At 43.6% G+C, this 12,700-nt stretch carries 11 protein-coding genes; 4 read left to right on the plus strand and 7 right to left on the minus strand.

Annotation, left to right across the window (positions count from 1 at the left end; all coding sequences use genetic code 11):
* Nucleotides 1-103 precede the first annotated feature (103 nt).
* From AB6D58_RS09110 to AB6D58_RS09130, 5 genes are all read right to left on the minus strand, one after another.
* Nucleotides 104-538, minus strand: a complete 435-nt coding sequence (locus AB6D58_RS09110; RefSeq protein WP_372104262.1) for a hypothetical protein — start codon at nt 536-538, stop codon at nt 104-106.
* A 74-nt stretch (nt 539-612) separates the two neighbouring features.
* Nucleotides 613-879, minus strand: a complete 267-nt coding sequence (locus AB6D58_RS09115) for a hypothetical protein (RefSeq protein WP_017059525.1) — start codon at nt 877-879, stop codon at nt 613-615.
* 235 nt (nt 880-1,114) lie between these two features.
* Nucleotides 1,115-2,899, minus strand: coding sequence for an ABC transporter ATP-binding protein (locus tag AB6D58_RS09120; protein WP_372157066.1), 1,785 nt, complete (start codon nt 2,897-2,899; stop codon nt 1,115-1,117).
* Nucleotides 2,893-4,656 (minus strand): ABC transporter ATP-binding protein, encoded by a 1,764-nt coding sequence (locus AB6D58_RS09125; RefSeq protein WP_372157068.1) that lies wholly within the window; start codon nt 4,654-4,656, stop codon nt 2,893-2,895. Before AB6D58_RS09125 ends, AB6D58_RS09120 begins: the two co-directional genes overlap by 7 nt.
* 228 nt (nt 4,657-4,884) lie before the next feature.
* The gene (locus AB6D58_RS09130; protein WP_017059522.1) at nt 4,885-5,403 is read right to left on the minus strand and encodes an NUDIX hydrolase; all 519 of its coding nucleotides are present in this window, start codon (nt 5,401-5,403) and stop codon (nt 4,885-4,887) included.
* Between the two features lie 302 nt (nt 5,404-5,705).
* Between AB6D58_RS09130 and AB6D58_RS09135 the strand changes: the two genes are divergently transcribed.
* A complete protein-coding gene (locus AB6D58_RS09135) occupies nt 5,706-5,966 on the plus strand; it encodes a DUF333 domain-containing protein (RefSeq protein WP_017059521.1) in 261 nt (86 codons plus the stop codon).
* 130 nt (nt 5,967-6,096) lie between these two features.
* Here the strand turns inward: AB6D58_RS09135 and AB6D58_RS09140 are convergent, their stop codons facing one another.
* Nucleotides 6,097-6,975 (minus strand): YdcF family protein, encoded by an 879-nt coding sequence (locus AB6D58_RS09140; protein WP_372157070.1) that lies wholly within the window; start codon nt 6,973-6,975, stop codon nt 6,097-6,099.
* Between the two features lie 355 nt (nt 6,976-7,330).
* Between AB6D58_RS09140 and AB6D58_RS09145 the strand changes: the two genes are divergently transcribed.
* From AB6D58_RS09145 to AB6D58_RS09155, 3 genes are all read left to right on the plus strand, one after another.
* The gene (locus AB6D58_RS09145; RefSeq protein ID WP_017068616.1) at nt 7,331-8,701 is read left to right on the plus strand and encodes an L-serine ammonia-lyase; all 1,371 of its coding nucleotides are present in this window, start codon (nt 7,331-7,333) and stop codon (nt 8,699-8,701) included.
* Between the two features lie 415 nt (nt 8,702-9,116).
* Nucleotides 9,117-10,595 (plus strand): peptide MFS transporter, encoded by a 1,479-nt coding sequence (locus AB6D58_RS09150; RefSeq protein ID WP_080582209.1) that lies wholly within the window; start codon nt 9,117-9,119, stop codon nt 10,593-10,595.
* Nucleotides 10,596-10,795: 200 nt separating this feature from the next.
* Nucleotides 10,796-11,578, plus strand: a complete 783-nt coding sequence (locus AB6D58_RS09155; RefSeq protein ID WP_372157072.1) for a siderophore-interacting protein — start codon at nt 10,796-10,798, stop codon at nt 11,576-11,578.
* 134 nt (nt 11,579-11,712) lie between these two features.
* Here AB6D58_RS09155 and AB6D58_RS09160 read toward each other — a convergent pair whose 3' ends face one another.
* Nucleotides 11,713-12,615, minus strand: a complete 903-nt coding sequence (locus AB6D58_RS09160; protein WP_017059509.1) for a multidrug transporter — start codon at nt 12,613-12,615, stop codon at nt 11,713-11,715.
* Between the last annotated feature and the right edge of the window lie 85 nt (nt 12,616-12,700).

Raw genomic sequence — 12,700 nt, forward strand, 5'->3', positions numbered from 1 at the left:
ACTGAGCCCGTAGAGGACTTTCACCTCCTAGATCAACGCCATGCTCGGCGCACCAACAAAAAAGCCATAGCATGTTCGCTATGGCTTTCTTATTTCTATTTGATTACTTGGTTTGAGTATCAAGCATCACTTGCCAGTATTCACACTTGGCCAAGAACTCTTTTAAATAAAGCTCTGGGTTAGCAAGCTTCTCACCGCCTTTAACATCAGCTCCAGTCACACGCCAAAATCCACGAGTAACCAAGTTTCGATGATAAATAAAATCGTTGAGTTCATTGGCCTTCAAAGGAAGTTGCTCACCAAACGTATTTTCGTAGCGGCTCAGAGTCGAGGCTTGTTCACTTGGCTTCTCCCTTAAAAAGGTATCCAAATCCAGACCTAATGCCTGTTGCTGATCTTTTGATAGGGTTTTAACTAATTTAGAGATCACACTGAACAGAGCCAACTCAACTTTTTGAGACGCTAATAACGATGCACCTAAAAGCGCATGTTCATTGGAAATGTGTTGTTCTGTTGATGAAACGGTTGCTGTTGTCACTGTGTTAACCTCAAATAATCATAACGGGTGTTACTGAACTGGATAGAGTCTTTTCACTAAGCTGAATCTTGCAGCTAAGCAGAGTCTTTTAGCAGAACACGGTCAGCATCAATAATGGTGAAGCCCGATGCATCTTCATTCTTTTCGACTTGCACTAAACCTTTAAAACCAATCTGCGACAGCTTCTTCGCAAGTTGATCTGGTGCTGTTTCAAAAACAACATTCATAAAAGGTAAAGACTCAGCATCAACAAAACCATGCTCGTTAAACAGTTCCATTGCTTGAGATAAATGGTCTGAGTCGGTTAATTCGATAATTTCTACAACTTCTTCCAACAACATTTTCGATTCCATATTCGCCAGAAAGTGACTGACACAAGCCGGTTCTTTTTGCTTGCATACATCCCGATGCCCTAAGACACCCCTTTAGTAGTAGGGAGATCATAACATATTAATAATCGTAAAATATGTTTTATTTTCCCTAAGCTACTGGGAATACTAGAAAAGAATAGAAATTGGTGAAACATAAGCAACACCAATTCATAGTATCGATAACGGTAAACCTGATTTGAGGTGATCAGGCAACCGTTACTTGAGAATCACCCGTTTCTACAATCGATTCTTGTAACAAGCCAGCATAAATACCATTGTGTGCCACCAGCTGTTGATGATTACCTTGCTCAACAATTTCACCCTTTTCCAACACCAAAATCGTATCTGAGTGACGAACGGTACTCAAACGGTGTGCAATCGCAATCACAGTTTTTTCCTTGAAAAGGCGCTGCATTGCTTTTTGAATCAGGTCTTCGGTGATTGAATCTACCGAACTGGTCGCCTCGTCAAGCATCATCAATTGACCACCCTGTGCAACCGCTCTAGCGAACGAGATAAGCTGCGTTTGCCCTACAGACAAGTTGGAGCCGTTCTTTTCCAAGTGGAAGTCATAACCTTGTGGCAATTGTTCAATAAACTTATCGGCATAAACATAGCGCGCCGCCTGTTCAACCTCAGTTCTAGATAGATGCGTTTTGCCCAGCGCGATATTGAATTGAATGGTCTCTTCAAATAAGTGCACGTCTTGCATCATCATTGAGAACAAATGAGCAGAGTCTTCACTTGAGATCTGTGACAGCTCTATTCCATTCAACAAAATGCTGCCTTCATAATCTTGGTAGGTTTTAGAGATCAGACGCAGAATCGTCGACTTGCCCGAACCCGTCGAACCCACAAGCGCGATTTGATGCCCTTTCTCCAATACAAACGAGACATTCTTTAGAACGTAGGGAGAGTCGTCTTTGTAGCGGAAGCTTACGTTCTTAAACTCTAGGCTCACAAACTGTTCAAGCTGTTTCTCAACCTTGTTAGATGGCAGCAGGTTACGCCCTTCCTCTTCAGTCGGCTCAACAAACAGTTCTTCAATATGGTCAAACGCTGCAAATGAACTCTGAATCGAAGCGATCTGCGAAGTAAAGTCTCGGATCGGAACAAACACTTTCTCTAAAGTATTGATGAACGCAATCAGCACACCCAAGGTGAGCGCTCCTTCTATCACTTGCTCAGAGCCATACCAGATCATAATCGCGATAGTGATTGAAGTGATGCCGGAGATAAACGAGAACAAAATCGCATCGTATTTATTGATCTTCTTCTGCGCTCTTAAAAACTCATCGGTATAGCCTTGGTAGCGTTGCTCGACTTGCTCTTCCGCTCGGTACATCTGAACGGTTTTCATGCCAAATAAGACTTCTTGTAAAAAGCCAATACCGCGAGCCAACGAAGAACGAGTCAACTTATAGAGTGCACGAAGTCGGTTTCGTACATAAACCGTCAAATACATCACTGGTGGCATAATGATCAATACAATCATCGTTAACTGCCAATCAATAAAGAACATCATCACTAACAGAGCAATGGTATTGATGCTGTCTTTAACTAGCCCGACAACCGACTGAACAAACGTCTCGCCGATGGTTTCCAAATCACTGGTTAATCGTGAAAGCGTTACGCCAATCGGTGTGTTATCAAAATAGCTGCGTGGCAGTTTGAGCACGCGAGCAAACAACACTGAGCGCATGTCAGTTATCGTGTATTGCCCGGTTTTACGTAGGTTGTACGAATAGGTGGTATCCACCACATAGCTCGCCACCAGCACGGCAACGAGATAGAAGACGTACTCGAGCAGACCATCCATATCCCCGTGACTCAGGTGAACATCGATCACTTGAATGATCAGCCAAGGGAACAACAAGCTCGTGATGACAGAAAGAGGAAGCATAGCGATGCCCAGAATCGCAGAGCCTTTGTATTTCTTAGCAAACTTAAAAAAGTGCTTGAGGTACTTGAGATCAACACGTTTTAACATGCTGCTGCCTCCGTTTCATTCTGCTGTAGTTGCCATGTATCGTAATAGTAATCACAGGTTTTCAATAACGTGGCGTGGTCGCCCTTCGCGATCACTTTACCTTCGTTCAACACGATGACTTCATCCATATATTCAAGGGCATTAACGCGGTGTGAAACCACAAGAACCGATTGATTTTCCAAACGTTTAAACAAACCTTCCAAGATCTTACGTTCTGTTTCATAGTCGACAGCCGATAGAACGTTATCCATGATGATCAGGTCGGTGGGTTGCAATAAAGCACGCGCAATACTTAAGCGCTGCTTCTGACCACCTGACAACATGATCCCTTTCTCACCGACTAAGGTTTGATCGCCGTGTTCAAAACGTGTCACATCACTAGCCAACTGGCTGAGCTCTAGCACTTCATCAACCTGACTCTTTGCCAAATCGGTATCTAGGCTACCAAAGCGGATATTGTCTTCGACGGTTGCTGAAAACAGGTAAGGGTCTTGAGTCACGGTTTTCACGTAACGGCGTAAGTCACTGCGTGAGAAGCTAGTGACATCTCTTTCACCAAGGAAAACAGAACCTTGTGGTACATCCAAGTGGTGGTTTAAGCAGTTCACTAATGTCGTTTTACCCGCTCCGATCCCGCCTAACACACCCACTTTCTTACCTGCTGGAATATCAAAGCTGATGTCATCGAGAATCACGCGTTCTTCACCTGAATAGCTGAAGCTGAGGTTGCGAACAGAAAACGTTTTTCCCTTCAGTGATTCAACATCTAGTTCAGTCAGCTTATCTTCATCAAGCTCCGGGACTTTGGCATTAAGAATGGTTTGTGCACTTTGAATACCTACCATGCCACGCTGATAAATGGTCGCGATTCTGCCAAGTTGCATCAATGGCATAGCGAGCAAAACCGAGTAAGTCAGAAAGGCGGTAATCTCACCAAGTGTGAGTTCCTGTCTCATTAACATGTAGCCACCAAGCCCAAGAATGATGATTTTCATCAGGTCATTGGCGTAGTCGAGTACCGGCATAAAGAAGACTTGAATGCGTGTAATTTTAAGGCGGCATTCAAGCAATAACTGGTTCAGCTTTTCACTTTCGGCTTTCACCCAAGGTGACATCTGCTGGCTCTTAATGAGATCAATCCCAGACAGGTAACTCATTAGCTGAGCAGACAGGTTTTGTAGACGCTTCATGTGCTCTAAATGCAGCGTTTTCATACGCTTGAAGCCCACACGGAAAATCACAAAAGCGATTGAGATAGGAATGATCGAATAAAGCGTTAATTCTGGTGAGATACGCCACATGTAAAGAGGCGTCAACGACAACGCAAGCAAGGCATTGAAGAACTGCAAGAAGCCGACACCAAACAGCAGTCGAATGCCACTAAGGTCATTGTTGATAATCGAGATCAGTCGACCCGAAGCAAAGCGTTCGTGAAAGCTGCTCGGTAAGCGATTCAACTTTTGTAGAAGTGTACTTTTAAGTGCGGCCTCTGTAATTCGCCCCGGATTAAGCGCATAGATACGAGACAGAATTCTCACCACCACCATGGCAACCGACATCCCGACCACAATCCAAACATAGGTTTGAAGCTGTTGGTGGCCAGTTGAAGAGGCATCATCAATCAAATCTATCGCCAATTGGATATAACGAGGGATCTCTACTTGTAACCAGTTGACGAGAAAGATGAACACAATCGCCAATAAGTACGAGGTGCGATTCATGCGCAGATAATGGGCAATAAACTGTCTTTTATTCATAGTATTCTTTGTTTAGGGCAGGCTCACAGCGAGATTTAACGATATAACCGGGCAGTTAAGCTAGATAGGTTCATCGCTGAGGTAAAGATACATCAAAAACACTTAGTTGACAATATCAACCATATTCAATAATTAGTTTCCGCTATTAAATTTTAGCATTGCTAGAAACAATTTTGCCGCCAAAAGTGGCGGCAAATAAATAGCTTAGCAGGCTAGTATTGATAACGGCTAAAGCATCTCTTTGGCAATCAAATGCAGCAAAAAGGTTTCACGTTCAATACTCATGCCCTTCTTAGGGCTCTCTGCCATGGTCTTTTCGTTATGAGCGATCGCTTCATGGATATTCATCCACACCGGTTTCATCCCGTTTTTCACTTCATAATCTTCGTAAGCCGTTTCACCAAGCTCACGATCGATCTTGCATGAGTAGCAGTAAGAAATCATGTGCATCATGTCTGCATCATCTTTGTACCAAGGACGAAACTCTTCAAAAATGCCGAACGGCTTGATGCTATGGATATTCTTCGCGCCAGTCTCTTCTTCGAGTTCACGAACCATACCTGCGATCACATCTTCCCCTTCATCCAAACCACCACCAGGAATGGTGTAGTCGTGATAACGCTCTGTATACAGCATCAGAATGTCTTCACCATCTAACACAATGGCACGGGCAGCGTTGCGCTTATAGACCGTTTTATTGTCTAGATGGTCGATATCAGGATGGATAGTTGTTTTTAGGTGTCTCATGATTCTGACTGCTCTACTGAATTTGGCGGCATCATATCATAATCATCAATAGATTCGAGGTTCACAACCGCTAACCAGAACGGATCGGACGGGGATATTCCTACGGTAACTTGAATCCACTTAGCTTGATCTAACACTCAAAAAGTCGTTAAACATGAAGAAATATCAACCTATTTCAATATCTTGACCAAATTAGGACAACCTTTTCTGAAATCTAAAATATACTAATTTCATAGAGCTTCTCATTTGGTTCTGTAGAACTTAACGCATTCGATTATAGAGTTATCACGTAGGAGATAGACATGAAGAAAATTGGTTTGATGGCTGTATGTGCCGTTGTATTAGGCGGTTGTGCAAACGACTATGCAGAATATAGCGAGGGCCAACGTGTTTCAGTCGCTAACCCAGCAGCGGTTTATTGTGTTCAACAAGACGGTGAATTAGACACGGTTACTGAAAACAATCAGCGTACAACTTACTGTGTATTCGATGACGGCGAGCGCATTGAACAGTGGGAGTACTACCGCAATAACCATGAGCAAGATTCAGAAAACCAAAGTTAATCACTGTAAAAAAACACATGAGCCTTCTGGCACAATGTTATGGGCGATGATTACATTCGAGCGGTTAAAAACATCGCTGAAGAAGGCACTGAACTTCTAGCTTTTGGCATCACGAGAAAGAAATAATCACCTATCGCCACCAGCGATGTGTGTGATCCGATTCCGGATCTAAATAACGATTCAATAAAGTCAGGTTAGTATCTAGTAGAGCTAGGTATTCCCTGACTTTTTTTACATCGGTACCCACTGAAGTCTGCTGGATACAGCGCTCCAATGCTGGGAGTAAACTCTCCACAATGTCAAAGTCAGATGAACGTCCAACGAGCTCTTTGGCAGTGATCAATGCTTCCAAAGACAGTCTTTCTGGCTCTCGTCTAACCAACTCTAAATCTCGCTTAAATGCGCCCGCACAAACACCTTCAAGATAAACTCGGTAGGTCGTCAGTACGTCCATCAACAGAAACAATTGCCCCTGAGCACTTTGATGTGGGTATGACACCGCAACATGAGCCTCCAACCTGCGATCTATTTGCTGCTCTACCCCAAGTGCGGAACACTTCTCGATGAGAACTTTAAGCAAACCTTGCTCGCCCATGAGCGATTGAATCTCGAATATACGTTGTAAATGGTAGTCATTCGAAACGAATGTCACTTGCACACTTTGCCCGCGAGTAAACAGCCCGCTTGCAATCATCTCTGAGGCCAAGTTCTGTATGTTCTCGACAGTGTTGGTCGAGTGCTGCTCGAGCAAAATCGCCCCTAAAGAAAACGGATGTTCACGCTGCTTTTCAAGCTTTCTAAAGTACTGGTGCATCGCGTCGGCTTCAGACAGTGTTTGCCCTTTTGTTAGCCCACCACAAAATGCTACCGCAGTTTGCTGATTCGACTCTTCTACCAAAGGCTCCGCCAGATACTCAACCAAAGCATCAACTCGACTGGTTCCTTCATCAGTCAATTTATTCTCATTAAGTCGCTTACCCAGCACAATAAGGAGGTGATTAATGCTCATTTTATGTTCAAGTCTCGTTTTGGGGATTAGATGTAGTGAATTATGTATACAATACTTGTTAACAAAAGTATTTTGAAATTCTTATATGTTGCTCGCAATAATGCTCACTATTGATAGCCACATCTTAGGTAATACAAGAATAGACGTGTCGCTTTACAGCAAACATAGCACGCTCTTGTATTTCAGCGCTCTATGCTTGTTAGCACTAGTCGATAAAAGAGTCCTTTCAATCAATGAATACGCTCAATCGATAACTGTTTCACCCAAAGAACAGGTTCACTCAAAGAAGTGAAACTAACTAAATACAAATTTTACACAGAGTTCGTCCATCGAACCGTCTTCACAGGAAGTTACTATGCTGTCTATTTTTGATATCTACAAAATTGGGGTTGGGCCGTCCAGCTCCCACACAAATGGACCAATGATCGCTGGGTTTAACTTTACCCAAAAAATTGATGCTCAGCTTAAGCAAGTGAAGCGTATTCAAATCGACTTATACGGCTCGTTATCATTGACGGGTATTGGTCACCACACAGACAGAGCGACCTTGTTAGGTTTGCTAGGTAACCGCCCCGACACCATTAAAATCACCAGTGCTAACCAAGCAATGCGTAAGGCGATTGAAGATAAATCTCTATTGGTTAGCGGTAACCATGAAATTTATTTCGATGTAGAAAGCGATCTGCTCTTCCACAAAACTAACCTTCCGTTGCATGAAAATGGCATGACTATCTCTGCCTTTGACGAAAGCGGCAGCCTTCTGGATATGGAAACCTACTACTCGATTGGTGGTGGCTTTATCGCAACCGCTGATGAGCTACAAAACGGCAAACAGGAAGCAGAAACACAAGTTGAGTTCCCTTTCTCTTCCGCTGATCAGTTACTTGAACTATCCGAACAACAAGGACTGAGCCTTGGTGGCTTAATTCTGCGTAACGAAGTGTCTTTCCAAGGTATGGATGTGATTGACCAGAAAGCCGACCAAATTTGGAAGGTGATGTCTCTGTGTATGCAGCGTGGCTTTGACACGGAAGGCATTCTTGATGGCGGTCTAGAAGTCACTCGTCGAGCACCTGCTCTGCTTAAAAAGCTGGAAGCAAATGCCTCGATTGAAAACGATCCAATGGAGATCATGGATTGGATTAACCTATTTGCCTTTGCTGTAAGTGAAGAAAACGCAGCGGGCGGTCAGGTCGTGACATCACCGACCAACGGTGCGGCTGGGGTTATTCCTGCGGTATTAATGTACTACCATCGCTTCATCAAAGAGCTAGACACTAAGCAGCTTAAAGACTTCTTGGCAGTCTCTGGCGCAATCGGCATCTTATACAAAACCAACGCTTCGATTTCTGGCGCAGAGGTAGGTTGTCAGGGTGAAGTCGGCGTTTCTTCATCAATGGCCGCAGCAGGCCTAACTGCCCTACGTGGTGGTAGCAACGAACAGATTTGTATTGCAGCTGAGATCGCGATGGAGCACTCACTGGGCATGACATGCGATCCGATCGGCGGACTTGTTCAGGTGCCATGTATCGAACGTAACGCAATGGGTGCAATGAAAGCCATCAATGCATCGCGCATGGCGTTGAAACGAACCAGCAAGTGTCTTATCTCGTTAGACAAGGTTATCGAGACCATGTATCAAACAGGTAAAGACATGAACAAGAAGTACCGTGAAACTTCTCTAGGCGGCCTAGCCGTGATCCACATGGCACCACCTTGTGAATAAAAGACAGGAACACGAGTGGAGAAAGCCTCTATAGAGACAGCATTCTTGTAAACTTAGTTTTCAATATCTCAACAAAGCCAGCCACCAAGCTGGCTTTTTTATTGGCTAAAGCCCAACAGCTAATTGAAAGTGATACTCACTCAAAATAACTTACAGAATGACTACCTCTAACTTTCCCTTTATTAGTTCATTACTTAGCCACAAATGATGATGGCTAAATTTCATACCGCCATGCATCCACTTGCAAAATCTAACGTTGCAAATCTCATTCATGAGAAATATGAATGCACTCATAAGAAAAGATATATCGAGTAAAGTTCTGCTTGGGACAGATGTTTAAGTTTATGTATTACTACTAATGATATTATAATCGGGCAATTACACTACATATTAATACAAACGTGAGAATAAAATAATGTGGAATAGATTAAACAAATCAATGATGTTCTGCCAAATGATGTTCGGACTTTCGTTCTATGGCGTCATGGTGATCTTGACTCGTTTCTTCCTTGAAGATCTGAACTACAATGAAGCTGACACCATGATGGTTGTTGGTGCTTTCTCTGCAATCGGACCGCTATTTGCTATCGCAGGTGGCTTTATCGCCGACAAGTTTTTAGGCGCTTACCGATCTTTAACCATTGCCTTCCTAGGGTTCGCAAGTGGTTACGTTCTACTGGTACTTGGTGCAGCAGCAACCAATGTTCCGATGGCATTATGTGGTATTGCGTTAGCAAGTTATGCACGTGGTTTGATGTCCCCTTCTTACCCAAGTCTTTACAAACGCACGTTCAAAACTCAAGAAGATTTTGAGAACTGCTACCCAATCAACTACTCAGTAAACAATATTGGTGCTCTGTTAGGCCAATACCTGTTCCCAATGCTAGTACTTGTTGTTGGTTTCCACGGTGGTTTCCTTCTTTCAGCGGTTCTAGCCGGTGCTGCGCTTCTGATGATGATCTTTGTTCGCAAAGGCCTTGTTGAAGCAAGTGCTGAAATCGACCAAAAACCAGTAAGCACTAAAAACTGGGCAGCGTTCCTTGGTCTTTCTGCAGCAATGATCGGCTTGGTATTCTTCATGTTCTCTAACATGGATATTGGCCAAAACATCGTGTACGCAATCGGTGGTGCAGCGATCATCTACTTTGTCTCTTTGATGATGAAATCGAAGAAATCAGACATGCTAAAAATGGGGACTATCTTAATCATCACATTCCTGACGACATGTTTCTTCGTGTACTACGGTCAGATGATGACTTCGATGACAATGGTAGCGATCAACACAATGCGTGGCGATCTATTTGGTTTCATCCCTGTCGCACCTGAAGCTTCAATGGCAATGAACCCACTATGGTGTATGGTTGCTGGCCCTATCATCGCGGGTATCTTCTCTAACCTAGAAAAGAAAAACATTAACTTCTCAACTGCAACCAAAGTCGGTTTCTCTTTCATCCTTACGGCTATCGCTTTCGGTATCCTTACGATGGCAGTAACGACAGTTGGTGACGATATTCTGATCCGCCCAGAAGTCTTCCTAGCGATTCACTTCTTCCTAGCATTCGGTGAAGTGATTGTAGGTTCAATGGTTGTAGCCTTCATCCTGTCTGTTGCACCTAAGCACATTGAAAACTTCTCAGTAAGCTTGTTCTCTGTTGCTATCGCACTATCAGGCATTGTTGGCGCGGTATTCTCAACGTCTATTGCACTAGAGAAAGGTCAAGAGATCACACAAGAGATCGTGCAAACGGTTTACGGTGATTACTTCCAAATGCTGACTGTTCTTGCCGTCGTGATGGTAGGTATCGCAATGGCAGCATCGTTCATTATTCGTAAGATGCTAGAAGCTGCGAAAGCCGCTGAAGAAACGATTGAACTAGAGCAAGCAAACAGCTAATTCTGTTCGCTGAGTCAAACCAATCCTAAGAGCCCTTTAGTTTTCTAAAGGGCTCTTTTTTGTAGGATCCGTTTCTCAATAGGATCTGTCGTATAAGTTAGGTAGTACATGTGTAAATCAAAGTAAATGATAACTATTAGTATTGAGTGTTTTTTAGTTCAGGATTATGATGTGGAAATCCAAATCTAAGAGAGCCTTATATGAGCAAGCCTAGCCCTATCACATTAACCGTTACTCAAACCTCAACAATTACTCCAAACATGCAGCGCATAACGCTTAGCGGTGAGGGATTAAGTAGATACCCAACAGAATGTGCCGGCGGCTACATCAAGCTTTTATTCTCGCCACTTGGCACGACTGATTTAAGCCAGCTAAACGAAGGTGAGCGCCCAACCATGCGTACCTACACCATTCGTCAGTACAATCCTGTAGAGCAGTGGATTGAAGTCGATTTCGTTCGTCACATCACTAAAGATTTGCAGTGTGGCTTTGCTGCAAGGTGGGCAATGAACGCGAAAGTGGGTGACACTATTTCAGTGGCTGGTCCTGGTTTAATTCAGGGGCTTAACCTAGAGTCAGACTGGTTCTTCTTAGTTGCAGACATGACGTCCCTACCTGCGCTTTCTGCAAAAGTAAAAACGCTCCCAGAAACAGCAACTGGTCACGCTATCATTCAGATCAACTCAGCAGCAGATAAGCAGGTACTTGAGACTCCTCAAGGTATTAAAGTAACCTGGTTGATTGAAGATGAAACCTCAGAGTCACTTTCACAAACCGTGCGCAACACAGAATGGTTAGAAGGTCAGGTTTCAATATGGACAGCGTGTGAATTTGAAAGCATGCGTGAGCTAAGACAATACTTCCGCAACGAAAAAGAAGTCGCGAAAGAGAACATCTACATCAGCAGCTACTGGAAACGTGGTGTCACTGAAGATGGCCACAAAGTGTTGAAACAGCAAGATGCTCAAGATTTAGCGGGGTAAGTCTTTTACTACCTACAGCTTCTTACTAAATAAAGAGAAAACGCCCTTAACGAAGTTTGTTTCGCTAAGGGCGTTTTTTCATTTAACTTAATAGAGATACCTATTCACAAATCCCCAATCACTCAGGCGATCTTTTAAGTCAATGAGATAACTAAGCCAGCAATAATTAGAGATACGCCTACACCGCGAGTCGCGTGCCACTTTTCCTTTAAAAAGTAGATCCCCATCACTACGCCAAAAATGATACTCACTTGCCTAAGAGCAACAACCAAGCTGACATTTTCAGTCATGGTCATCGCAAACAGCACTAAGCCATAGGTCGAAGCCATCATAATGCCTGCAAGCGTGGCTTTCTTTCGCAGTATCCAAGCATTAGTAAACTCGATTCTTTGGTTGGTTACGAATAACCAAACACTCAACGGAATCACAATTGCCCAGAACTGGATACCTAGGTAGAAAATCGCGGTGTGCTTGTTAGTTATAACTGGTGTGCTCAAAGGATCGAGTAACAGAAGCGCTTCTTTATCAATGATGGAATAGCCCGTGGTACCAATGGCCGCGATTAACGCCCACAGTACGCCAAGGTTGAGATACGCTTTTAACCTAAGATCTGAAAACTTCTTAAGTGGTACAAACAAACAACCCAAGGTAATCAAGGTGAAGCCAAACCATTGATTAGGTGACAGCTCATAGCCTATCAACACCGTGCCTAAACCCACCATCAACACGGGCAGCGCTCGTGCCATCGGGTAAATCACCCCAATATCGGCCTGCTTGTAGGCTACACCTAAGCCGATTAAATAGATGATTTGGCAAATACCACTTAAAAGAAGTAGCTTCCAGAATAAAAGCGTGATATCCACAAAGCCGACACTGTAAATGAACCAAATCAAATAGGGAGTCAATATCGCAGCAGCGGCAAAGCCAGAGGCTAAGAAGAAAGACGAGCCCGATCCTTGATTCGATTTACCTAGAACGTTCCAACCCGCGTGAAGCAAAGCCGAAATAGTCACGATGACGATGGCAGAGAATTCCATTTCATTCCTAAATTATAGATGAATTAGCACAACGGCTGACAACAGGTGATAAAAAAGGCCTCCGAATAAGAGACCTTTGAACTTT

Origin of the sequence: Vibrio sp. 10N.239.312.D08, from assembly GCF_041466145.1 — a bacterium.
Taxonomy (GTDB): Bacteria; Pseudomonadota; Gammaproteobacteria; order Enterobacterales; family Vibrionaceae; genus Vibrio; species Vibrio crassostreae_C.